The following is a 25,770-nucleotide window of genomic DNA, read 5'->3' as shown; positions in this document are numbered from 1 at the left end:
GAGGGAAATGTGAGCGCACCCACCGCCGACCGCAAAGCGACCGGCGTCTTCTCCCCAGGCCGAGCCCAGATCGCGGCGCGCACCTTGCGTACCGACAACTGGCTCAAGTCGCCGATCGTCACGGACCTGGGGTTCGCCGCGTTCATCATCTACGCGACGGTGCGTGCGTTCATGCGCGACAACTTCTTCGTCGCGGAGTACCACTACCTCACACCGTTCTACTCACCGTGTCTGAGCAAGGCCTGCGGCGAGGCCAGCGAGTTCTGGCCGCAGATCCTGCCCACGTCGGGGCCGTTGTCGCTACTGCCGTACGCGCTGCTGTCGCTGCCGTTCCTGCTGCTGTTCCGGCTCACCTGCTACTACTACCGCGGCGCCTACTACCGCTCGGTGTGGCAATCGCCGACTGCCTGCGCCGTGGCCGAGCCGCACGCGAAGTACACCGGCGAGACGCGCTTCCCGCTGGTCCTGCAGAACCTGCACCGCTACTTCTTCTACATCGCCGCGCTCATCTCGGTCATCAACACCTGGGATGCGATCAAAGCCTTCCACTCCGAGGACGGTCCCGGCGGCTTCGGCTTCGGCCTCGGCAACGTCATCCTCGTGATCAACGTGGTGATGCTCTGGGTGTACACGATCTCGTGCCACTCGTGCCGTCACGTCGCGGGCGGCCGGCTCAAGCACTTCTCCAAACACCCGGTCCGGTACTGGATGTGGACGCAGATCAGCAAGCTCAACACCCGGCACAAGCTCTACGCCTGGATCACGCTGGGCACGCTGATGTTCACCGACTTCTACATCATGCTGGTGGCCAGCGGCACGCTTCCCGATCTGCGGTTTGTCGGCTGAATCAGCCTGTCCCACAGAGTTTTTCATTTGATCAAGGACGAGTGAGGGTTAATGGCTTCGGAGGAAGCGGAACTGGAACGCCACGAATACGACGTCGTCGTCATCGGGGCCGGCGGGGCCGGACTGCGCGCGGTGATCGAGGCCCGGGAACGAGGTCTGCGCGTCGCGGTGGTGACCAAATCGCTGTTCGGCAAGGCTCATACGGTGATGGCCGAGGGCGGCTGCGCGGCGGCGATGCGCAACGTCAACACCAAGGACTCCTGGCAGGTGCACTTCGGTGACACCATGCGCGGCGGCAAGTTCCTGAACAACTGGCGGATGGCTGAGCTGCACGCCCAGGAAGCACCCGACCGGGTGTGGGAACTCGAGACCTACGGTGCATTGTTCGACCGCACCAAGGACGGCAAGATCAGCCAGCGCAACTTCGGTGGCCACACCTATCCGCGCCTGGCCCACGTCGGTGACCGCACCGGCCTGGAGATCATCCGCACGCTGCAACAGAAGATCGTCTCCCTGCAGCAGGAGGACAAGCGCGAACTCGGCGACTACGAGGCGCGCATCCGGGTGTTCCACGAGACCTCGATCACCGAGCTGATACTCGACAACGGCAAGGTTGCCGGCGCGTTCGGCTACTACCGCGAGACCGGCGACTTCGTGTTGTTCGAAGCACCCGCGGTGGTGCTCGCCACCGGCGGAATCGGCAAGTCCTACAAGGTGTCCTCGAACTCGTGGGAGTACACCGGGGACGGGCACGCGCTGGCGCTGCGGGCCGGCTCGAAGCTGATCAACATGGAGTTCATCCAGTTCCACCCGACCGGCATGGTCTGGCCGCTGTCGGTGAAGGGAATCCTGGTCACCGAGGGCGTGCGCGGTGACGGCGGAGTGCTGAAGAACTCCGAAGGCAAGCGGTTCATGTTCAATTACATCCCCGACGTCTTCAAGGGCCAGTACGCCGAGTCCGAAGAAGAAGCCGACCAATGGCTCAAGGACAACGACTCGGCGCGCCGCACCCCTGACCTGCTGCCCCGCGACGAGGTGGCCCGCGCGATCAACACCGAGGTCAAGGAAGGCCGCGGCACTCCGCACGGCGGCGTGTACCTCGACATCGCCTCTCGCATGACACCGGAGGAGATCAAGCGCCGTCTGCCGTCGATGTATCACCAGTTCATCGAGCTGGCCGAGGTCGACATCACCACCGACGAGATGGAGGTCGGGCCGACCTGTCACTACGTGATGGGCGGTATCGAGGTCGATCCCGACACCGGCGCGGCCGCGACGCCGGGGCTGTTCGCCGCCGGTGAGTGCGCCGGTGGGATGCACGGCTCCAACCGGCTGGGCGGCAACTCGCTGTCCGACCTGCTGGTCTTCGGCCGCCGCGCCGGACTGGGCGCCTCCGACTACGTGCGCGCGATGTCCGAACGGCCGACAGTGAGGCAGGACGCGCTGGACACGGCGAAGGACATGGCGCTGGCCGTGTTCGACGGTCCGGCCGACGGCTCGGCGCCGGAGAACCCGTACACGCTGCAGCTGGACATGCAGGACACGATGAACAACCTGGTCGGCATCATCCGCAAGGCCGACGAGATGCAGGAGGCACTCGACAAGCTGGCTGAGCTGCGCGATCGGTACAAGCGGGTCAAGGTCGAGGGCGAGCGCAAGTTCAACCCGGGCTGGCATCTGGCGATGGATCTGCGCAACATGCTGTTGGTCAGCGAGTCGGTGGCCAAGTCGGCGATCACCCGCACCGAGAGCCGTGGCGGCCACACCCGCGACGACTTCCCGACGATGGACGCCAGCTGGCGCAACCACCTGCTGGTCTGCTCCAGCGACGGCGACGATCCCGTGGTGCCGAACGTCGGTGTGACCAAGGAGCGTCAGCCCACCATGCGGCCGGACCTGCTGGAGACGTTCGAACTCTCCGAGCTCGAGAAGTACTACACCGACGACGAACTCCTCGAACACCCGCAACGGAAGGGCTGACCATGGGTGCCTATAACGCGAAGATGCGTGTCTGGCGCGGCGACGCCTCCGGCGGGGAACTGAAGGACTACACCGTCGAGGTCAACGAGGGCGAGGTCGTGCTCGACATCATCCATCGCCTGCAGCAGACCCAGACCGGTGACCTCGCGGTGCGCTGGAACTGCAAGGCCGGCAAGTGCGGATCGTGCTCGGTGGAGATCAACGGCCGTCCGCGCTTGGCGTGCATGACGCGCATGTCGACCTTCGGCGAGGACGAGACCGTCACGGTGACCCCGCTGCGGACGTTCCCGGTGATGCGCGATCTGGTGACCGACGTGTCCTTCAACTACGAGAAGGCCAGGGAGATCCCGTCGTTCACGCCGCCGAAGGATCTGCAGCCGGGCGAGTACCGGATGGCACAGGAGGACGTGAACCGGTCGCAGGAGTTCCGCAAGTGCATCGAGTGCTTCCTGTGCCAGAACGTCTGCCACGTCAACCGTGACCACGAGGAGAACAAGCTGGCGTTCTCCGGCCCGCGGTACCTGATGCGCCAGGCCGAGCTGGACATGCATCCGCTCGACACACACGGCCATCGTGCCGAGCAGGCCCAGGAGGAGAACGGCCTCGGGTACTGCAACATCACCAAGTGCTGCACCGAGGTGTGCCCCGAGCACATCAAGATCACCGACAACGCGCTGATCCCGATGAAAGAGCGTGCGGCAGACCGCAAGTACGACCCGGTGGTGTGGCTCGGCAACAAGCTGTTCAGGCGGAAGTAGCCCCGGACGTGACCGACGGCCGGGCTGTCGCGGGGTCGATCTCGACGACGGACAGCGTGGCCGTCGCCGGGTCGATCGGGACCGTCAACAGCGCCGCCGTCGCGGGTTCCATCGGCACCGTGGGCAGTCTCGGCGTCGTCGCCTCGGTGGGTACGGCCGGTAGCGCTGCGGTCGTACGAGCGATAGGGACCGCGGGGAGCGCGGGCGTCGCCGGCTCCATCGCCACAGCCGGCAGCGCGGCCATCGCCGGGTGCGTGCTGGCGGTGCTCTGCATCGCCTGCCGAGGCTGTCTGGCGTGCCTCGCGTGCGTGGACTGTGCGCGCTGCCGAGCCTGCGTCGGATGTGTCAGCTGCGACGGCTGCATCGGGTGCGTGGGCTGCGTGAACTGCACCGGGCTGCGCAACGCCGTCGGTCTTCGCGACGTTCACGCCTGAGCGGCAGCCGGGGGCGCTACGTTGGCACGCATGCCGATTGCGCGTCTGCTCAACCCTCACACCTTCGACTCCGACCGCCTCGATGCGGAGTCGCGCCGCCAGCTGCAGGCACTGATCGACTGGTTCGAGGAGCGCGGCAAGACGCGGCTGCTGCGCGACGACCTCGACGCGGCCTGGGTGTCGGACTTCCTCGACTTCGTCAAGCGCGAGCGGCTGTTCGCGACGTTCCTGACGCCCTCGGAGTTCGCCGGCGGCGACCCCGACAAGCGGTGGGACACCTCGCGCAATGCCGTGCTCAGCGAGATCCTCGGTTTCTACGGGCTGTCCTACTGGTACGCCGAGCAGGTCACGATCCTCGGCCTCGGCCCGATCTGGCAGAGCGACAACGTCAAAGCCAAGGAGAAGGCAGCCGCGCAGCTCGAGGCCGGTGAGGTGATGGCCTTCGCGCTGTCCGAGCGCGAACACGGCGCCGACATCTACAACACCGACATGGTGCTCACTCCTGCGGCCGATGGCGACAGCGAGGGCGTGCTGTTCCGGGCGTCCGGGGAGAAGTACTACATCGGCAACGGCAACGTGGCCGGCATGGTGTCGGTGTTCGGGCGGCGCACTGATGTCGACGGCAGCGATGGCTACGTCTGGTTCGTGGTCGACAGCTCGCACGAGAACTACGAGCTGATCGGCAACGTCGTGCACGGCCAGATGTTCGTCAGCACGTTCGCGCTGCACGACTACCCGGTCTACGACGAGGACATCCTGGTCACCGGGCCCGACGCGTTCTCGGCCGCGCTGAACACCGTCAACGTCGGCAAGTTCAACCTGTGCAGCGGCTCGATCGGCATGTGCGAGCACGCCTTCTACGAGGCGATCACCCACGCCAACAACCGCATCCTCTACGGCAACCCGGTTACCATTTTCCCGCACGTGCGGGCCAGCTTCGTCGACGCCTACGCCCGCATCCTGGCGATGAAGCTGTTCAGCGACCGCGCCATCGACTACTTCCGCAGCGCGGGCCCTGAGGACCGCCGGTACCTGCTGTTCAACCCTGTGACCAAGTCGAAGGTGACCTCCGAAGGCGAGAAGGTCGTCACGCTGTTGTGGGATATCCTGGCCGCCAAGGGGTTCGAGAAGAACACCTACTTCAGTCAGGTCGTCCGGCTCATCGGTGCGCTGCCGCGGCTGGAGGGCACCGTGCACGTCAACGTCGCGCAGATCTTGAAGTTCATGCCGAACTACATGTTCAACCCGACCTCCTATCCCGAGATCGGCACCCGCGACGACCCGGCCGACGACGTGTTCTTCTGGTCGCAGGGCCCGGCCCGTGGCGCGTCGAAGGTGCAGTTCGCCGACTGGGTGCCGGTCTACGAGCGGAATGTCGGCATCGCCAACGTGGGCCGGTTCTACGAACAGGTGACCGCGTTCAAGAAGTTCCTGACCACCGCGGCGCCTGATGCGGCCCAGCAGAGCGACCTGGACTTCGTTCTCGTCGTCGGCCACCTCTTCTCGCTCGTGGTCTACGGCCAGCTGATCCTGGAGCAGGCCGAACTGACCGGTCTCGACGCCGACCTGACCGACCAGATCTTCGACGTGATGGTTCGCGACTTCTCGGCGTACGCCGTCGCGCTGCACGGAAAACCCAGCTCGACCGAGACGCAGCAGGCGTGGGCGCTCTCGGCGATCCGCAAACCCGTCACCGACTCGGCCCGCTTCGACAGGATCTGGGACGAGGTGGCTGCCTACGACGGTGTCTACCAGATGAATCCCTAGCACGGTTCCTGGTTCAGCCCACTCCGCGGGGGTACGCTCGCAGCCAGCAGCCAGTCAGCGTCGAAAGGCAGCGCCGTGTCTTTACATCAACCGTTGAGTGTCAACGACATTCGAACAGCAATCCGTGAGATCAGCAGCCGAGCGGACCTCGCGCGCCGGGAGGGCCGGACGGCTGATGCCGCCGAACTCGACCAGCGCGTGCGGCACTATCGCGAGGAACTGAGCGCTCGTCCCTGAACGGCCGTCAGGCGCCCAGCCGACGGAACGTACTGCGGTGGAACACGATGGGCGCCACCTCCGGATGCACCGTGATCCGGCTGACCCGCAGGACCACGATCGTGTGGTCGCCGGCAGGCACCTGCTGCTCGATGGAGCTCTCCAGCCACACGCTGGTGCCTTCGATGAACACCGCACCACGCTCGGTCGATGCGGTCTCGAGCCCGGCGAACCGGTCTCCCGTCTTCGCGGCCAGAGTGCGCGCGGCCGCGTCGTGCGCCTCGCCGAGCACGCTGATACCCAGGTAGGGCGCCTCGACGAGCTTCGGCCAGGTGGTCGAGGTGTTCTGCACGCAGAACGACACCAGCGGCGGGTCCAGGGACACGGGCACGAACGTGCTGGCCGCCAACCCGACCCGGGTGCCGTCCAGCTCCGCCGCGATCGCGATGACACCGGTCGGGAAATGGCCGAACGCTTCCCGTAGCGACGATGGACTGAGATCCATGTCCGCGTGTCGTCTGCTCATCCCTCCCATCTTCACACGTGGCCGCGACGCGACGCCACGATGAGAATCCGGCTGAGTACAACCCCACGGTAAGTTGACGCCATCATGTGGATTCCGCTCCTGCTGATGGCTCTCGCGGTCAGCCTCGAGCCGTTCCGGATCGGCATGACGGTCGTGATGGTGAACCGCCCGCGACCCGCGCTGCAACTGCTGGCGTTCCTGACCGGCGGATTCCTCATGGGCACCGTGGTGGGGGTGGCGGTCCTCTTCGTCCTGCGGCCCGCGCTGGATTCCGCGCGATTCACCCTGCCCGTCGTACAGATCATCGTGGGCGCCATCGTGCTGACCAATGCGGCGCTGATCGCAGTGGGAGTGATCGGCCGGCTCCCGGCCACCGACGGACCCGTCATCGCCCGCGTCCGGCGCCTGCTGGGCGGGCGTTCCCTGTGGATCGCCGGTGCCGCCGGCCTGGGCATCGCGTTGCCGTCGGTCGATTACCTTGCGGCACTGGCCCTGATCGTGACCTCGGGCGCCGAAGCGTCCGTGCAACTCGGTGCGCTAATCATGTTCAACGTGGTGGCGTTCGCATTGGTGGAACTGCCCCTGCTGGCCTACCTGGTCGCCCCGGAGCGCACGCGGGCCACGCTGATGTCGGTGCACGAACGTATCCGAGCGGGCGGCCGGCGGGCTGTCGCCGCGCTGGTGGCCGCCGTCGGCGGTGTCCTCGTCGTGGTCGGGTTGGCGGGGCTGTAGCGGGGCTTCAGCCCTGGTGGTTCACCACGTACTGCAACCCGGCCAGCAGCTGGGACACCGGATCGGAGCCGCCGCCGAACGCCGCCTGGGTCGCAGGAGCTGTCACCGCCGCCGGGTCGTACCCGTTCACCGGGTCGACCGTGATCGGCGCGGTCGCCGGATCGTCGTTGCGGGAGTATCCGGCGTCGACGTAGGGCTGGAGCACCTTGTCGAGTTCGATCAAGGTCTTCTTGTCCACCCCGAGGTATTTGAACGGCAACACCAGAGGGAGGTGCTCCTCGGGGATCATGAACGTGGTCGTTTTCGCGCCGCGAGAGTTCACGGTCGTCCGGATGTTCTGCGGCGGGACGTTGCTCGGCGTGGTGAACGCGACCGCGGTGTGCCCGGTGGCCAGCCCGACGATCGCATTGGCCACCGACATCCAGTTGTCCGGCCGGTCGGGCCAGTCCGCGATGCTGTCGTAGGCCGAGACGAACTGATAGGTGTCGTACTGGCTCTCCACCGGCGCCGGGATGCGGTAATCCAGGGACGGCACCACGCTGCCGACGGGGAAGTTCTGCGTCAGGAAGCTCTCGCCGAACGCGTGCTTGCCCACCGGATCGCCGTACATCGCGAAGCTCAGCTGATCCGGTGGCGGGGCGGCGGGATCGTAGGCCAGTTTGGCCTGGACGTCGTTGAGCACCATCGCACCCTCGGACAGCCCGATCGCTGTGCCGCGGCCACCTTGGCGTACCGCGTTGACGACGTTGGGCGTGCCGATGTCGACCGACTCGCCGATGCTCGGGCCGTCGAGACCGAGACCCGGAACGAAGCGCTCACCGAACGCGCCGATACCGGGGAACAACCGCTCCAGGGTGTGGCCCTGCACCTGCCCGGCGGGGTAGTCCACGATCTGACGTTCCAGCCCCGGGAACCAGTCGGCGCCGGTGCGCATGATGTATTCGTCGTACGGGATGCCGAGGACATGGGCGCCACCGAGGGCGTACGCCCGGCCCGGCGTTCCCAGCACCGGTGTGCCGGGTGGGGCCGGCGGCGGTGGCGGCTCATCCGCACTCGCGATACCCGGGCCCACACCACCCGCCACCCCGACCGTGATGAATGCGGTGATCGATGCCAGCGCTCTGCGCACGGTCACTCCCGGATGGGCCCCGTTGTTCTCTCGTTGCGACACTCAGGCGTCCAATCGCTCGAACTGATCGGTCCGGTAGTGCTCGACGCAGGCCGCGCGTCGCACCTTGCCGCTCGTCGTCGTCGGGATCGAGCCGGGTGGCACCAGCACGAGGTCTTCGACGCTCAGCCCGTGCACTGTCGAAATCGCCGAAGTCACAGTGCTTTTCACCTCATGCAAATCTTCTGGCTTCTTGAGTTCGATCACAGTGACGAGTTTTTCGGTGCTGTTCACCGGAACCGAGATTGCCGCGACCCGGCCACGGGTGATCTCCTGGACGGTCGCCTCGATGTCCTCGGGATAGTGGTTGCGGCCGCGGATGATCAGCAGATCCTTGATCCGGCCGACGATGAACAGCGCGCCGTCATGGACGAATCCGAGATCGCCGGTGCGCAGCCACGGCCCCGGGGGCGTGTCGGCCGAGGGCGCCGTGATGGCCGCCCCGAAGCATTGCTGCTCTTCGGCGGAGCGACTCCAGTAGCCGGCAGCCACGTTGTCACCGCACAACCAGATCTCACCCACCACATCGGGCGGACATTCGACGCCCGTGTCGGTGTCGACGATGCGCAGCACCGGTGACGACGGCAGCTGGTAACGGACCAGCGCCGACCCGCCCAACCCGCACCGCTCGACCCGGCCGGCCGACAGCGCATCGGTGTCGAACCGATCCACGTCCGCGGAGTCGTCCCAGACCCCCGATGCGACGAACACGGTGGCTTCGGCCAGGCCGTAGGAGGGTCGCAGCATGTTGTCTCGAAAGTTGAAGTGCGCGAACCGATCCGAGAAGCGCTCGAGCGTAGCGGGATCGACACGTTCGGCGCCGTTGATGATCCCCAGCACGCGGCCGAGGTCGAGCCCGGCGAGATCGGCGTCGGTGACCTTGCGGGCAGCCAGCTCGAACGCGAAATTCGGCGCTGCGGAGAACGCACGCTCGTTGCGGGCCAGCGCACGAATCCAACGGGCCGGCTGCTCGAGGAACGCGACGGGGCTGGTGAGATCAGCGGGGAAGCCGCCGAGGATCGGTGCGCACACCCCGAGGACGAGGCCCATGTCGTGGTAGAAGGGCAGCCACGACACGATCGTCAGGCCGGTGGTGTCCCGCCCGGCGAACAGGTTGCGCATCAACTGCTCGAAGTTCACCGAAAGGTTGCGGTGCGAGATCATCACGCCGGTCGGCAGCCGCGTCGACCCCGAGCTGTACTGCAGATAGGCGGTGTCCGGCGGATCTGCGGGCGGGCTGAACACCGCGCCCTGGGCGTGCGGGTCGATGGCATCGACGTGCAGCAGTATGGGAACAGTGTCCAGCCGTGACTGCTCGACGTAGTCGCGGACATCGGCGGAGACGGCCGAGGTGGTCAGCACGACCGCGGGTGTGGTGTCGTCGAACACCGCGCTGACGCGGTCGTGGCTCGAACCCCGGTGCGGCAGCGGCAGCGGCACGGCGATGAGCCCCGCCTGCATCGCACCGAGGAACGCCAGGATGTATTCCAGACCCTGCGGTGCGAGGATCACCGCGCGATCGCCGGTGGCGCCGTGCGCGGCGATCTCCGCGGCCACGCTCATCGTGCGGCGCGACAGCTGCGACCAGGTCAGCGTCTGCGCGCGGCCCGCCGGGTCATCGGTGTAGTCGGTGAAGGTGAACGCGGTGCCGTCGGGGCGCATCGAGGCCCGACCGTGCAGCATCGACAACACAGACGACAGTCCTGTGTGCGTCATGATCTCAACCCCCGACCGACCGTCGTCGTAGTCTCACACACCGCGCCCGTCGGCGCGAAACCTCGCGACACGTCAGACCGCCTCCGCTTTCTCGGTGCCAGACGTCGCCCCCGACGTCGCTGCCGTCACCCGGGACGGCCACCAGTTGGCCCTCCCGACCAGGGCGGCGATCGCGGGCACCGTGATGGTGCGCACCACGAAGGTGTCCAGCAGGATGCCGACGCCGATCACGAAACCGCCCTGCACGACGATGCCGATGGACGAGAACAGCAGCCCGGCCATCGATGCCGCGAAGATCAGTCCGGCCGCGGTGATCACCCCGCCCGTCGACCCCAGCGTCCGGATCACGCCGAAGCGCACGCTGTGCGGCGATTCGTCCCGCAGCCGGGACACGAACAGCATGTTGTAGTCCGCGCCGACCGCGACGAGCACCACGAACGCCAACGGCGGAACCGTCCAGTGCAACGGTTGGTCGAGGAGGTACTGGAACGTCAGCACCCCGATGCCGATCGCGGCGAAATACGAAAGCACCACCGAGGCCACCAGATACAGCGGCGCGATGAGCGAACGCAGCAGCACCATCAGCGTCAGCAGCACGATCATCAACGTGACCACGATGATGAACCGGATGTCGCGCTCGTAGTAGTCGCGGGTGTCCCGCAGTGCGGCGGGATAGCCACCCATCGAGATCGTGGCGTCCGCCAGCATCGTGTTGGGTTGCGCGCCGCGCGCGACGTCGTTGATCGCGTTGACCTGGTCCATCGCCTCGGGGCTGAACGGATTGAGTGTGGTCTGCACCAGGTAGCGCGCCGAATGGCCGTCGGGCGAGATGTACGCCGCGGACGCCTTCTGGAACTCCGGCGCGGCCAGGACCTCGGCCGGGATGTTGAAGCCCGCCATCGACGAGGCGCCCGCGTCCTTGCGCATCGTCAGTAGGAACGTCGACGCCTGGTCGAGGCCTGCTGCCAGGACCTGGATCTGCTCCACCAACTGGTCCACGCCCCCGGCCACCTGCCGGCTGCCGTCGGCGAGCCGGTTGGCGTTGCGCTGCAACTCGTTCACCCCGGAGCGCGCCCCCGACGGGCTGTCCAGACCGAGATCGGAAATGGTCTTGGTCAGCTTGGTGAACATGGTGTTGAGCTGGTTGACCGTCGAGGTGAGATTGCCCTTGTCGTCGACCCCCTGCAGCTGCCCGGCCAGCTGGTTGATCTCGTCGACCCGGCCGTCGTCGCGCGCGTCGGCGAGCTTCTGGAACTGCGCACGGGTGTCGACGCAGGAGGGGTTGGCATCACAGACGGCATTGCCCTGCAGCGCGGTCAGCACCGGCCCGATCCACGCGAACATGTCCTTGACCGCACGGAAATTCACGCCCATCGACAGCCCGAGCTTGTTGACGCTGTCGACGAGCTTGGCGGCCGTGGACACGTCGCGGACCAGCTTGTCACCGCCGTACTGGACACGGATCGAGGACATCGTGTCGAGCAGGCCCTTCAGACTCGGGGCGATGTCGTTGACCTGGGCGCGCACCTCGCCGAGGCTGTCGGCCAGCGTGTCCGCGCCACCGGAGAGCCGGTTGAGGTCACCGCGGCGCTCCCCGATCTGCGCCGCACCGTCGGCCAGCCGGTCACCGACGATGCCGGCTTGGAACGTGGCCCGGAACTCCGGCGGCACCTCACCGAGCGGGCGGGTGGCACCACTGACCAGTCCTATGTCAGGGAGCTGCGCGATCCGCGACGCCATCTGCTCGAGGTCGGCCAGCGCCGCCGGTGAGCGCAGGTCGCGCGGCGACTGCACCAGCACGTACTGCGGAATCGACTGGCTGATCGGGAAGTGACGCTCCAGCGCGGCGTAGCCGACCGAGCTCGACGCCGACGGGGAGACCGCTTTGCGGTCGTCGTAGTTGAATTTCGCGAACCCGGCCGCACTGGCCAGCAGCACCAGCACCAGCACGCTGGCGATCAGGTGCGGCACCGGTCTGCGCACGATGCGAATGCCCGAGCGTCGCCACATCTGTGCGGTCAGCTCCCGGCGCGGTCCGATCCAACCCCGCGGCCCGGCGAGCACCATGATCGCGGGCAGCAGCGTCAGCCCGGCCAGGAAGGCGATGGCCACCCCGATCGCCGCGGAGACCCCGATCGTCTTGAACACGCCCATGGTCGCGAAGCTCATCGCCAGGAACGTGATGCCGACCGTGGTCGCCGACGCGGTGATCACCTTGCCGATGGAGATCATCGCGCGGGTGACTGCGTCGTCGACGGAGGCCTTGTCGTTCGAGCCTGCGTCGCGGATGTAGTCGTGATATCGGCTGATCAGGAACACCGCGTAGTCGGTACCGGCGCCGGCGAGGATGGCGCTGAGGAACACGATCGACTGGTTGGACACCCCCGCGCCGGTCAGGTGCGAATAGCCGGCGACCACGCCCTGCGCGATCAGCACCGAGGCACCGATCGTGATCAGCGGCAGCAGCATCGTGAGTGGGTTGCGGTACACGACCAGCAGCACCGTCAGCACCAGGATCGCGATCGCGAGTTCGATGGGCAGCCGGTCCTGCTGGCCAGCGACGGTCAGGTCGGCGACCGTCGCGGCTGGTCCGGTGATGTGCACCGTCAGCGGGCTCCCGCGCGGCGGCGCGGCATGGGAGATGACGTCGGTGACGCGATTGAACGATTCGTAGGCGCGCGGGGTGCCCAGCTCCCCGACCAGCGTCACCGGAAGCACCCAGGTGGTCTTGTCCTCGCTGGTCAGGAACTTGCGCAGCTGGGGGGTGCTGACGAAGTCCTGCACTGACACCACGTCGGTGACGTCGTCGCGCAGCGCGTCGACGACCTTGCGGTAGACGGCCTCGTCGGCCGGGACCAGTCCGGACTCGTTGATGAACGCGAGGACGAGCAGGTTGTCCGACCCCGGCTCCTTGAACGCGTCGGCCATCTTCGTGGCGGTGACGCTCGACGGCGCATCCGCCGGGAGGATCTGCAGCGGGTGCTTCTGCGCCATCTCGTTCAGCGAGGGGAAACTCAGCGGCAGGGCCACGGCCAATGCCACCCAGACGGCGATCACCGCCCAGGGAAAGCGCACCACCAGACCGGCTAGCCGCCCCATGTCGTCACCCCCGAACCCTCGCCGTACCCCACGCTAAGCGACGCGTCCCCACTGGCCGCTGTCAGCGACCCGCGTCGCCACCGACTTCATCGCCGCCATGTAGCGATCGACCGACTTCGCCGCGACGGCGTTGTCCGGATGCATGATCGCCATGGCCGTGCCCTCGCCGTAACGGAAGATGTAGATCGTCAGCTGGTAGGAGTACCGGCCATCGGGGTAGATGCCGATGTTGTCGGCGAGCCCCATCTCACCGGCCGCCAGGATCGCGTTCATCGGTGCCGCGCCGCCGTGCAGGAAGTTCGTCACCGGGAAGTTCGCCTGCGGCCAGCGCAGCCAAGGCGCCAGTTCCAACACGCGGTAGTAGGGCACCTTGGCCATCGCCAGCCCGGCGTCGAAGGCCGACTGCGCCGACCAGGCCGCGTCGGGGAACGACGCGGCGCCGATCGGTACGACGATCGGGATCAGCCCGGTGAACCAGCCCTGGGTCATGAAGTTGTCCGACGCGCTGCGCGAATCGCGCGGCGTCAGCCCGTAGTACGTCAGCGCCCCCGTCAGCTCGTGCTCGACCTGCGCCAGGCAGGCGAACAGCCCGCCCACGAACCGGGCCCCTGCACTGGCGCAGGCCGCCTCGAAGCGATCGGTCTGCGCGCTGTCCATCAGCAGCAGCGACGTCATCGTGCTGCGGGTGGACTGCTCCGGATCGCCGAGCGGCAGCGGGAACTCCGGGAAGCCGTCGGAATTGTTCTCGGCGAAGTCGAGCCACGCCGCGACGCCGGGCGAGTCGGTGTCCAGCGAATCGGTGTACTCACGCTCACGCACGCAGAAGTCGTCGAAGCTGCCGGCGTCGGGCAGCTGCAGCGCCTGCCCACTCGCGCTGAGCGCCGAGTACATGCCGTTGGCTTCCATCATCGTGGTGCCGATCAGCGTCGCGTCACCGTGCACGTGGTCCATCGACGCGAAGAAGCTGAAGTGGTTCTCGCCCTGGATGACGCCGAACGTGAAGCATCCCCACTCCAGCGGACTGGGGATGTCGATGACGTGCGCGTGGATCTGTTCGATCGTCATGTGGCCGTGCTCGACGGGGACGAACTCGATGTCGGCCGAATCGGTCAGGGCATGCCGGATGAACGTGCCGTCCTCGGTGGGGGCGAACCAGCTGCGGAACGTGTCGTGCCGCCGGAGGTAGTTGTTCACCGCATGGTCCATCGCCGCGACGTCGCATTGGCCGGCGACGTCGCAGCTGGCGATGATCTGGCGCGAGAAGTTGAGCCCGGCGGCGGCGCGTTCGCGGTAGTTCCGCAGGTGCTGGCCCTGCATGTAGCTGACGGGCACAGGGCTGACGGGCGCACGGCGCGCCTTCTCGATCGACGCCGGCGTCGGGTGCCAGGACGTCACCGAACCTGGGGCGACCGACCACTCGTCGAGTGCGCCAACCGTGATCTTGCCGATGCGCACTGCGCCGTCCTCCCCACTGACCCACTATCGAACATGACGTTCGGATGACATTGTGCATGATGCGCGCGCTAATCTGACCGCCGAGTAAGTTCACCGCTGATGAGGGGGGAAAGCGGCATGGTCTCCGCTGCACATCCGAACGAGCCGGCAGCACGCTTCGCCGTCATCGGGTACGCAGCCCGACTGCCAGGGGCGCCGGACGCCGACGCCTTCTGGGACCTGCTGCACGAGGGCCGCGACGCCATCTCCGAGGTGCCCGCGGACCGCTGGAACGCCGAAGCCTTCTACGACGCCGAGCCCGGCGCCCCCGGCAAGGTGGCGACCCGGCGGGCCGGGTTCGTCGACGACGTCACCGGCTTCGATGCGCCGTTCTTCGGGATGTCGACCCGCGAAGTGCGGCAGATGGATCCGCAGCACCGCCTGCTCCTGGAGACCTCGTGGCACGCGCTCGAGCATGCGGGCATCGCGCCGTCGTCGCTCGCCGGCAGCGACACCGGCGTGTTCGTCGGGTTGGCGACCCACGACTACCTGGGCATGTTGTCCGATCAACTGGACTATCCCGAGATCGAGGCCTACATGGCCATCGGGACGTCCAATGCGGCCGCTGCCGGCCGGATCAGCTACCGACTGGGCCTGCAGGGGCCCGCGGTGGCCGTCGACACCGCGTGCAGCTCCTCGCTGGTTGCGATCCACCAGGCCTGCCAGGCGCTGCAGCTGGGCGAATGCGACCTCGCAATGGCGGGCGGGGCCAATGTCCTGCTGACCCCGGCCACGATGATCACGTTCTCCAACGCGCACATGCTGGCCCCCGACGGGCGGTGCAAGACGTTCGACGCCGCCGCCGACGGCTACGTGCGCGGCGAGGGCTGCGGGATCGTCGTCATCAAGCGGCTCGAGGACGCGGTGCGCGACGGTGACCACATCCGTGCGGTGATCCGTGGCAGCGCGATCAACCAGGACGGCGCCTCCGGCGGGTTGACCGTTCCCAACGGCGTCGCCCAGCAGCGCGTCATCGGTGCAGCGCTGCGTCGCGCCGGCGTCGCCCCCCGCGAGGTCGACTACCTCGAAGCCCACGGCACGGGGACCTCGCTGGGCGATCCGATCGAGGCACAGGCCGCCGGCGCCGCGCTCGGGGAGGGTCGCGAGGTCGACCGGCCCCTGCTGATCGGCTCGGCCAAGACCAACATCGGACACCTCGAGGCCGCCGCAGGCATCGCGGGCGTCATCAAGGTGATCCTCTCCCTCGAGCACGAAACCCTGCCCAGGCACCTGAATTTCGAGAACCCGTCGCCGCACATCCCGTGGAATCGGCTGCCCGTGGAGGTGGTCACGTCGGCGACACCCTGGCCCCGCCAGGACCGGCCGCGCATCGCCGGGGTGAGTTCGTTCGGCTTCGCCGGCACCAACGCACACGTGATCCTCGAGGAAGCCCCGCTGCTCGACACCGGCACCGAGGACGAGGTGGCCGAGGGCCCGCAGCTGCTGCCGCTGTCGGCTCGCACCCCCTCCGCGCTGCGGGCACTCGCCGGCGCGTACCGCGACTGGTGGACCGCGCATCCCGAGGCGACGCTGACCGACGTCTGTTTCACCGCGGGCGGGGCCCGCGCACACACCGAGCACCGGGCTGCGCTGGTGGCCGACTCCCGCGACGCCGCACTGGAGCTGCTGGCCGCCGTGGCTGACGACCGACCTGCGCCGGGGCTGGTGCGCGGCGAGGCCCACGACGTTCCCAAGACGGCCTGGCTGTTCACCGGGCAGGGCAGCCAGTACCCCGGCATGGCGCGCGACCTGTACGACTCCGAGCCGGTGTTCGCCGCGACTGTGGACGAGTGCGCCGATGCCGTCGCCGACCTGCTCGACACCCCGCTCCTCGATGTCGTATTCGACATCGGCAACGACACGGACAGCACGGACGCGCAGGAGGCCCTGCGGCAGACGTCCTATGCCCAGCCCGCCCTGTTCGCCGTGGAGATGGGACTGGCCCGACTGTGGCAGTCGTGGGGTCTGCAGCCCGACGTCGTGCTCGGCCACAGCGTCGGGCAGTACACCGCCGCATGTGTGGCAGGGGTGTTCGGCCTGGCCGACGGCGCCCGGTTGATGGCGTTGCGCGGCAAGCTCTTCGGCAGCCTGCCCGCCGGCGGCCGGATGGCGGCGATCTTCGCGTCCGCCGACCGGGTCGAGGCCGTGGTCGACGACATCCCGACACTGTCGGTGGCCGCCTACAACGGCGCCAACACCGTGCTGTCCGGCCCCGCAGCCGATCTCGAGAAAGCGGTCGCGACGCTGACCGCCGACAACATCCGCTGCGACTGGCTCGAGACCAGCCACGCCTTCCACTCGGCGCTGCTCGACCCGATCCTCGACGAATTCGAGGCCGCAGCATCACAATTCACGTTCGGTGCGCCGCAACGGATCCTCATCGACAACCGCACCGGCACGGCACTGGGCCGCAGCACCAGCCTCGACGGTGCGTACTGGCGCCGCCACGCCCGTCAGCCCGTCCAGTTCGCCGCGAGCATCCGGACGCTGGCGGAGATGAACTGCAAGGTGTTGGTGGAGATCGGGCCCCGGCCTGTCCTGACCGCCGCCGCCCTGACCGCCTGGCCCGACCCGGCCACCACGCCGCGGGTGATCGCCTCGCTGCGGCCCACGGTCGCAGACCGTCGGCAGATCCACGAAGCACTGGCTGACGCCTATGTGCTGGGCCACCAGCCCGATTTCGGCGCCATCCGACCCGCCGGCGCACGCGTACTCGACCTGCCGACCTACCCGTTCGAGCATCGCCGCTACTGGTTCCGCGACGAGGACGAGCAGCCGAAAGCACAGCAGGCCGGCGGTCCGCGCACGGCGACCGTCGGGCTCCTCGAAGACGGCCGCATCGACGAACTCGCAGCGCTGCTCGGCTCCTCCGCAGACGACCCGCTCGCCCGCGACATCCTGACCAAGCTTGCCGCGCACCACAATCAGCAACGCGACGCGCAGTCGATCACCGACGCCCGCTACGAGATCCGCTGGGAGCTTGCCCCGTCCGCGGGTTCCGACGTCACGGATGCGGCCTCGTGGCTCGTCATCGGTGACGACACCCAGGTGATCCGCCCACTGACGGAGCTGCTGACTGCCCGCGGACACCGGTACCGCACCGTAGGGCTGCCCCTGACCGACGCCGATGAGGCCGCCTTCACCGAGACGATGCGCGACGCCGCGGCCGATCCCGGCCTGCGCATCCTGCACGTCGGCGCGCTCGACGACGCCGGGTTCTCCATGCAGTCGCTGCTGCGGATGCAGCACAGCGTGCTGCCGGGAACTCGCCGACTGTTCCGCGCAGCGGTGGCCGCCGACGTCCGCACACCCATCTGGGTACTGACCCGCGGCGCGCTCCACGTCACCGACGGCGACGTCGTCGCCCCGCATCAGAGCTGCCTGTGGGGCTTCGGCCGCGCCGCGGCCCTCGAGGCCCCTCAGCTGTGGGGTGGGCTCGCCGACCTGGGCGCCGGCACCACCGAAGAATGGTCGGCGCTGATCGGTCGGATCAGCGCCGCTGACACCAGCGTCCGCGAGGACCAACTCGCGATCCGCGCCGACGGCCTGCACGTGCCCCGACTGACCCGGCGGACCGGGCAGCCGGTCACCAACGCCCTGCCCATCCGTTCCGGCGCGACGTATCTCGTCACCGGCGGGCTGGGCTCGATCGGCCTGGAGATCGCCGGCTACCTCGCCGCCCACGGTGCGAGGCATCTGCTGCTCACCAGCCGCCGCGCGCCCAGCGAGGCCGCCGGCGCGCGCATCGCCGCACTCTCCGAGCGGTACGGCTGCCAGGTCGAGGTCGCCACCGCCGACGTCGCCGACGCCCACGGCGTGGCCAAGCTGCTCGCGTCACGTGCCGACCGTCCGCCGCTTGCCGGCATCGTGCACGCGGCCGGGGAGATCGGCGCCAGCCCGATGAGCGCTCAGGACGACACCGAGATCGACCGGGTTTTTGCCGGAAAGGTCTGGGGTGCATGGCATCTCAGTGAAGCGGCCCGTGATCTGGCACTGGACTTCTTCATCAGCACGTCGTCGATCGCCTCGGTATGGGGCAGCTTCGGGCAGACGGCCTACGGCGCCGCCAACGCCTTCCTCGACGGGTTGTCCTGGCGGCTGCGTGATCGCGGTGTCGGGGCCACAGCTGTGAACTTCGGGCCATGGGCATCGACAGGGTCAGCAGGGATGGCCGATGCGCAGGCCCGCGCTCGACTCGAGGAGCGCGGCGTCATCACACTGTCGCCCGCCGATGCCCTGGCCGGCCTCGCCGACGCCTGTGCCGGGAATTGCGCCCAGGCCGTGGTGGCCCGCGTCGACTGGGCACGTTTCCTGCCTCTCTACGAGCAGACCGGTCGACGTGGCTTCCTCACCGAGCTCGATCGAGAACTGCCACAGCAGGTCTCGGTTGCAACCGCCGGCGGCCCCACCGAGCTGGTCAAGCGCCTCACCAACGCGCCGGTCCAACAGCGCCGCAGACTGCTGATCGACTACCTGCGTGACGCCGTGGCCGAGGTGACGCGGGTGGATGTGGCAGAGGTCCGCGAGGACGCCGGCTTCTTCGACATCGGCATGGACTCCCTGATGGCCGTCGAACTGCGTGGCCGCATCGAGACCGGCGTGGGTCAACCCATTCCGGCGACCCTGGCCATGGATCATCCGCGGATCGATGCCGTCGCCGACTACCTGCTCGACGACGTACTCGGCCTCACCGACGCGCCGGCCGCCCGGGCGGCGACGGTCGCCCCCGCCGCCCGCAGCGATGAGCCGATCGCGATCGTCGCGGTGTCCTGCCGGTTCCCCGGAGCCCCCGACCCGGAGGCGTTCTGGGACGTCCTGGCCGGTGGCGTCGACGCGATCCGCGAGGTTCCCGACGACCGCTTCGACATCGACGAGTTCTACGACCCCGATCCGGACGCCCCGGGCAAGATCTACTCGCGATTCGGCGGATTCCTCGACGGGATCGACGGATTCGATCCCGAGTTCTTCGGCATCTCCCCCCGCGAGGCCGTCTGGATCGAGCCGCAGCAACGGTTGATGCTCGAAACCGTCTGGGAGGGCCTGGAACGCGCGGGCTTGTCACCTGCATCGTTGCGCGGCAGCCGCACCGGCGTGTTCACCGGCGTCGCCGCCAACGAGTACGCCCACCTGCTGTCGGCGGAGTCCATCGACAAGATCCAACCGCACTTCATCACCGGCAACGCGCTCAACGCGATCTCGGGCCGGGTTGCCTTCGCGCTCGGCCTCGAAGGTCCCGCCGTCGCGGTCGACACCGCCTGCAGCTCGGCGCTGGTGGCCGTGCACCAGGCCTGCCAGGCCCTGCAGTCCGGCGATTGCGACCTGGCCGTCGCCGGTGGCGTCAACGTGCTGCTGAGCCCGGTGACCACGGTGGCGGCCTCGCGGGCCCGCATGCTCTCACCGGTGGGCCGGTGCAAGACCTTCGACGCGTCGGCGGATGGGTACGTGCGCAGCGAGGGCTGCGGTGTCCTGGTGCTCAAGCGCCTCAGCGACGCCCAGCGCGACGGGGATCCGATCTGTGCCGTCATCGCCGGCAGCGGCGTCAACCAGGACGGCGCCTCGAGCGGGCTGACCGTGCCCAACGGTGGCGCCCAGCAACGGTTGATCGGGTCGGTTCTCGCCCGGGCCGGTCTCACCGGCGCGGACGTCGACTACCTCGAGGCCCACGGCACCGGCACCCCACTGGGCGATCCGATCGAGGTGCAGGCCGCCGCGGCCGCCTACGGTGACTCACGCAGCGCGCCACTGATGATGGGATCGGTGAAGACGAACATCGGCCACACCGAATCCGCTTCGGGTGCAGCCGGTCTGATCAAGGTCGTGCTGTCCCTGCAGCACGAGATGCTGCCCAAGAGCCTGCATTTCGACACCCCGTCCCCGCACATCCCGTGGGACACCCTCCCGGTGCAGGTGCTGGGGGACGCGACACCGTGGCAGGCCAAGGGCCGGCCGCGGCGCGCCGGGGTGAGTTCGTTCGGCTTCACCGGGACCAACGCCCACGTGCTGGTCGAAGAGGCACCGCCGGTGGCCGTTCCGGAGCCGGAGACAGCCCCCGTCGACACCGTGAGCGTGCTGCCGCTGTCCGCACGGTCGCCGGAAGCGTTGGTGGCGTTGGCGCAGCGGTACGAGGCGTGGGTGAGCGCCCATCCCGAGGCCGACATCGCCGACGTGTGTCTGACCGCCGGGACGGGACGCTCCCACTTCGAGCATCGCGCCGCGCTGGTGGTCGAGTCGGTGGCCGACGCCCGTATTGGTCTGGCCGACCTGGCTGCGAACCGGTTGCGGCCCGGGGTCGTTCGCGGCGAGCACACGCATCGCCCCACGACGGCGTGGTTGTTCACCGGCCAGGGCAGTCAGTATCCGGGCATGGCGCGTGAGCTGTACCAGACGCAGCCCGTGTTCGCCGCCGCCGTGGACGAATGCTCGGCAGCGATCGATGACCTTCTCCCGACCCCGCTGCTCGAGGTGCTGTTCGCCACCGATCGCGAGACCGGGGGCCAGGCCGGAAAGCGCTTGCGACACACGTCGTTCGCGCAGCCCGCGCTCTTCGCCGTCGAGATGGGGTTGGCCCGGCTGTGGCAGTCGTGGGGCATCGAACCCGACGTCGTGCTCGGCCACAGCGTGGGGCAGTACGCGGCGGCGTGTGTGGCCGGGGTGTTCAGCCTGGCCGACGGTGCCCGGCTGATGGCTCAGCGCGGTCGGTTGTTCGGCGAGCTGCCCGAGGGCGGCCGGATGGTGGCGGTCTTCGCCGACGCCGGCAAGGTAGAACAAGCCGCCGGCGGCCATCCGCGGGTGTCGGTGGCGGCCTACAACGGCCCCAACACCGTGCTGTCCGGGCCCGGCGAGGACCTCGAGCAGATCGTCGCCACCTTCAACGAGGACGGCATCAGGTGCACCTGGCTGGAGACCAGCCACGCGTTCCACTCCGAGCTGCTCGACCCGGTTCTCGACGAGTTCCAGTCCTATGCGGCCCAATTGGACTTCGCCAGCCCGACACTGCCGCTGGTGTGCAACCGGACCGGGGCGGTGCTCACCGGTCACGCCACACTGGATGCCGAGTACTGGCGTCGACATTCCCGCCAACCCGTGCAGTTCGCGGAGAGCGTGCGCACCGTAGCGGCGTTGGGATGCTCGGTCCTGATGGAGATCGGCCCTCAGCCGGTGCTGACGGGCGCGGCCGTGCAGGTCTGGCCCGAGCACATGCCGGCGCCGCGGGCGATCGCGTCGCTGCGCAAGGGTGTCGGCGATCAGCGCCAGATCGCCGACGCGCTGTCCGGGGTGTACGTCTCGGGCCACCGACCCGACTTCGCCGCGGTGTCGCACCGGGGTCGTCAGGTGCTGGAACTGCCCACCTACCCGTTCCAGCACCGACGCTTCTGGCCGAAGACGGCCGCGATCGCGATGGACGGCGGCGGAGCCGTCGGGTCGGGCATCCTGGGCGCTGAAAAGGATCTGGCCAACGGCGACACGATCTACACCAGCAGGCTGTCGGTCAAGACTCAGCCGTGGTTGTCCGACCACGTCATCTACGGCACCGTCGTCGTGCCCGGCGCGACGTATGCGGCGATGGCGCTGGCCGCCGTCGATGCCCCGGCACGCGCCACCGACGTGTTCTTCTACGAGCCGATCATTCTGCCGGAGAAGGCCTCTCGGGAAGTGCAGCTGACCCTGCATCCGGCGGCCGACGCCGGCCAGTGGTCGTTCCAGGTGCACAGCCGCGCCTACGGCGAGCAGGGGGCTGAATGGTCGCTCAACGCCGAGGGCACGGTCATCGCCGGGCGGGACGCCGCAGTAAATGGCGGCGGCCCCGACAGCGATCCAGTCGAGAACGCACTCGAGCGGCTCACCCGGATGCGGCCGCAGGAACTGTTCGAGACCTTCGCCGACCTCGAGTTGGCGTGGGGCCCGAACTGGTCGGGTTCGTTGAAGTCGTTGTGGCTCGGCGACGGTGAAGCGATCGGCGACATCCTGGTCGGCGAGGAACTGACCGAGCATCTCGGCAGCGAACCGATGCACCCGGTGCTGATGGACCTCTGCACCGGCGTCGCGTTTCCCGCCTTCCCGGCGCTGCTGGCGGCCGAACAGGGCGTCTCCGACCTCTTCCTGCCGCTGCGATACGGCGAGGTCTCCGTGACGCAGCCGATGCCTCGGCGGTTCTACTGCCGCGCGACGTGGCACCAGAACGCTCTCGACAACGAAACCCAGGTGTTCGACCTCGATTTCGTCGACCGTGACGGCAACCGCCTCGGCGGAATCCGAGAGTTCACGGTCAAGCGCGCCCCCCGCGAGGCCTTACTGCGGGGGCTCGGCGGCGACACCAGCCGGCTGCTCTACACCGTGGGCTGGCACGAGGTGCCAGTCCCAGAAGCCAAGCCGGACACCGATGCGGTATCGCCGAGCGGAACCTGGCTGGTCGCCAACTTCGCCGAGCTCGCGGCTGCGGTTCCCGGGGCGCTCGCGCTCGATCGGGCCACCGATACGACACCGCTGGGCCAGGTGCTGATCGAGGCGCAACAGCGTGGTGCCGGCTTCTCCGGCGTGGTCTGGCGAGCAGCCGGGCCGCAGACAGGCGCGGTGGACGTCCGTCTCGAGCAGGAGATCACCGACCTGCTCGGCGCCGTGCACGCGGTCCAGAGCGGCTCCGAAACCGGAGTGAAACTTCCTCACGGTCTCTGGATCGTCACCGAGCGGGCCGTCGCCTGCGAGTCGGGCGAACCGGTCGACCCGGTGCAGGCGGCCCTGTGGGGCTTCGGGCGTACCGCGGTCAACGAGGAACCGGCGCTGCGGCCCCGCCTGGTGGACTGCGACGGCTCGGCTGAGGCGGTCGCGGTGCTGGCCGGTTTGGTGGCCCAGCCCGTCGACGAGCCGGAAGTGGCCGTCCGCCAAGGGAAGTTGCTGGCATCGCGGTTGCTGCCGTGGGCCCGCGGCGGTCACCTGAGCGTCCCACGATCCAGCGACTACGTGCTGGCGCCCACGGAACGCGGCGCGATCGACAACCTGCGGCTGACCGAGACCGAGGTGGACCCGGCCGCCGACGGATACGTCCAGGTGCGCGTCGAGGCCGCGGGGCTGAACTTCCGCGACGTGCTCAACGTGCTCGGCCTCTACCCCGGCGATCCAGGAGCCATCGGCGGCGACTTCGCCGGCACGGTCACCCAGCTCGGCGACGGTGTCACCGGACTCGCTGTGGGACAGCGCGTCTACGGCTCCATGCAGGGCGCGTTCGCGAGCCGGTTCAACGTGCCCGGCCAGTTCCTCGCGCCGATTCCCGACGGCATCAGCGCGGTGGAGGCCGCGACGATCCCTGCCGCCGCGCTGACGGTCCGGTTGTCGTTCGACTGGGCGCAGCTGAAGCCCGGCGACAAGGTGCTGATCCACGCCGCCAGCGGTGGCGTGGGCCTGGCGGCGGTCCAGATGGCACAGCGCTGCGGCGCCGAGGTGTACGCCACCGCGAGCACCTTCAAGCGGGACACGCTGCGCCGGCTGGGCGTGAAGTACGTCTATGACTCGCGCACAACGGAATTCGCCGACCAGATCCTGGCCGACACCGACGGTGCCGGCGTGGACGTGGTGCTCAACAGCCTGACGAGCGAAGGATTCATCGACGCGACGCTGCGCGCCACGGCCCAGGGCGGCCGGTTCGCCGAGATCGCCAAGCGCGACATCTGGACCACCGAGCAGATGGCTGCCGCCCGCCCCGACATCGCCTACGAGATCGTCGCGCTGGACACGGTCATGTTCACCGAGCCCGATCGCATCCGCGATCTGCTCACCGAGGTGTCCGACGGGCTGGCCCAGGGCGAGTGGACACCGCTGCCCGCCGAGATCTACCCGCTGACCGAGGCGAGGTCCGCGTTCCGGCGCATGCAGCAGGCCCGCCACATCGGCAAGATCGTGCTGCAGATGCCGACCCCGTTGCAGCCGCAGCCTGATCGGACCTATCTGATCACGGGCGGGCTCGGTGCGATCGGGCTCCACACCGCAGCGCACCTGGCTCAGCTGGGCGCGGGTGACCTGGTGCTCACCAGCCGCCGTGCCCCGTCGACAGAAGCCCAGGCACTCATCGACGACATCACCGAGCGGTATCGCTGCCGCGTGCACGTCGTCACCGCCGATATCGGTGACGAAGAGGACGTGCGCCGGCTACTCGGGCACATCCGTGCCGAGCTGCCACCACTCGGCGGTGTCCTGCATCTGGCCGGGGTGCTCGACGATGCGTTGCTGTCCGGTCTGGATCTCGACCGGTTCCGGACGACGTTGGCGCCGAAGGCATTCGGCGCGTCTCATCTGGATCGGCTGACCAGGGACGACGACCTCGAATTCTTCATCGTGTCGTCGTCGGTGTCGAGTGTGTTCGGCTCCCCCGGCCAGGCCAACTACGCGACCGCCAACGCGTTCCTCGACGGCCTCATCGCCCAGCGACGCGCTGCCGGCCTGCCGGCGACCGGCGTCAACTTCGGCCCCTGGGGCCGGGGCGGGATGGCGTCGTCGGAGGCGGCGAGCGCGAACATCAGCGCCCAGGGGTTGATCCCGCTGGAACCCTCGGCCGCGCTCGGGGCGCTGGCCGAGGTGGTGGCCAACGGGACCGGGCAGGCGACGGTGATCAAGGCCAACTGGCAGCGCGCGGCCAAGGTGCTGGGCGCGGCACGTCCGCCGATCCTGGACCTGGTGTTGCCGCGCGACGGCGGCGAGGTGACCGGGGACAGTGAGCTGCTGCGCCAGCTGCAGGAGATCCCCGTGCCTGCGCGGGCCGGCTTCGTCACCGAGTTCCTGCAGCGCGAGGTGCAGAACTTCCTGCGCCTGGCACAGCCGCCCGCGGCGTCGGCGCGGTTCCTGGACCTGGGGACGGATTCGCTGATGGCGATCGAGCTGCGGAACCGGTTGCACAGCCAGTTCGGTGGCGCCTTCACGATCAACGCGACCGCGGTGTTCGACTACCCGTCGATCGGCGGGCTGGCCGAGTACCTGGTGGGCCAGCTGCCCGACGCGGAACCACCGGCTGAGGCAGAGCAGTCCGGGTAAATCGAACGGAATTCC

Annotated in this window: 12 protein-coding genes; 7 read left to right on the top strand and 5 right to left on the bottom strand. The window is 68.5% G+C overall.

Translation table 11 applies throughout. The annotated features are described in order from the left end of the window. The first annotated feature begins 9 nt into the window (after positions 1–9). From ACZYYX_RS04995 to ACZYYX_RS04975, 5 genes are read left to right on the top strand one after another with little or no spacing between them, the layout of a single operon-like run. Complete coding sequence (locus ACZYYX_RS04995) at positions 10–846, top strand: hypothetical protein (RefSeq protein ID WP_463813325.1); 837 nt, start codon at positions 10–12, stop codon at positions 844–846. Between the two features lie 51 nt (positions 847–897). After that, on the top strand, positions 898–2,826 hold the full coding sequence (locus ACZYYX_RS04990) for a fumarate reductase/succinate dehydrogenase flavoprotein subunit (protein WP_463813324.1): 1,929 nt from the start codon (positions 898–900) through the stop codon (positions 2,824–2,826). 2 nt (positions 2,827–2,828) lie between these two features. Next, positions 2,829–3,584, top strand: a complete 756-nt coding sequence (locus ACZYYX_RS04985) for a succinate dehydrogenase/fumarate reductase iron-sulfur subunit (RefSeq protein ID WP_046361589.1) — start codon at positions 2,829–2,831, stop codon at positions 3,582–3,584. A 56-nt stretch (positions 3,585–3,640) separates the two neighbouring features. Further along, entirely contained in the window at positions 3,641–4,018 is a 378-nt protein-coding gene (locus tag ACZYYX_RS04980; protein ID WP_463814810.1) for a hypothetical protein, read from the top strand. Positions 4,019–4,048: 30 nt separating this feature from the next. Next, positions 4,049–5,785 (top strand): acyl-CoA dehydrogenase family protein, encoded by a 1,737-nt coding sequence (locus ACZYYX_RS04975; protein WP_463813323.1) that lies wholly within the window; start codon positions 4,049–4,051, stop codon positions 5,783–5,785. A 244-nt stretch (positions 5,786–6,029) separates the two neighbouring features. On the opposite strand, the gene ACZYYX_RS04970 is transcribed toward ACZYYX_RS04975, so the two are convergent. Further along, positions 6,030–6,506, bottom strand: coding sequence for a flavin reductase family protein (locus tag ACZYYX_RS04970; protein ID WP_463814808.1), 477 nt, complete (start codon positions 6,504–6,506; stop codon positions 6,030–6,032). Positions 6,507–6,611: 105 nt separating this feature from the next. Here ACZYYX_RS04970 and ACZYYX_RS04965 point away from each other — a divergent pair, with 105 nt between their 5' ends. Then, positions 6,612–7,259 carry a GAP family protein gene (locus ACZYYX_RS04965; protein WP_463813322.1) on the top strand — a complete coding sequence of 216 codons (648 nt, stop codon included), beginning with the start codon at positions 6,612–6,614 and terminating at the stop codon, positions 7,257–7,259. Between the two features lie 7 nt (positions 7,260–7,266). On the opposite strand, the gene pe is transcribed toward ACZYYX_RS04965, so the two are convergent. From pe to ACZYYX_RS04945, 4 genes are all read right to left on the bottom strand, one after another. Continuing rightward, on the bottom strand, positions 7,267–8,388 hold the full coding sequence (gene pe, locus ACZYYX_RS04960; protein WP_463813321.1) for an acyltransferase PE: 1,122 nt from the start codon (positions 8,386–8,388) through the stop codon (positions 7,267–7,269). 42 nt (positions 8,389–8,430) lie between these two features. Further along, positions 8,431–10,143, bottom strand: a complete 1,713-nt coding sequence (locus ACZYYX_RS04955) for an AMP-binding protein (RefSeq protein ID WP_463813320.1) — start codon at positions 10,141–10,143, stop codon at positions 8,431–8,433. 72 nt (positions 10,144–10,215) lie between these two features. Further along, positions 10,216–13,242: an MMPL/RND family transporter gene (locus tag ACZYYX_RS04950; protein ID WP_463813319.1), complete on the bottom strand. Its 3,027-nt coding sequence runs from the start codon at positions 13,240–13,242 to the stop codon at positions 10,216–10,218. A gap of 33 nt (positions 13,243–13,275) precedes the next feature. After that, positions 13,276–14,697 carry a condensation domain-containing protein gene (locus tag ACZYYX_RS04945; protein ID WP_463813318.1) on the bottom strand — a complete coding sequence of 474 codons (1,422 nt, stop codon included), beginning with the start codon at positions 14,695–14,697 and terminating at the stop codon, positions 13,276–13,278. A 117-nt stretch (positions 14,698–14,814) separates the two neighbouring features. Between ACZYYX_RS04945 and ACZYYX_RS04940 the strand changes: the two genes are divergently transcribed. Further along, positions 14,815–25,755 (top strand): SDR family NAD(P)-dependent oxidoreductase, encoded by a 10,941-nt coding sequence (locus ACZYYX_RS04940; RefSeq protein WP_463814807.1) that lies wholly within the window; start codon positions 14,815–14,817, stop codon positions 25,753–25,755. Positions 25,756–25,770: the final 15 nt, after the last annotated feature.

The sequence above is a fragment of the Mycobacterium sp. IDUB_1 genome, from assembly GCF_055419625.1.
Note: the sequence above shows the minus strand (reverse complement) of the source record. Positions and strands in the feature narration are given on the sequence as shown.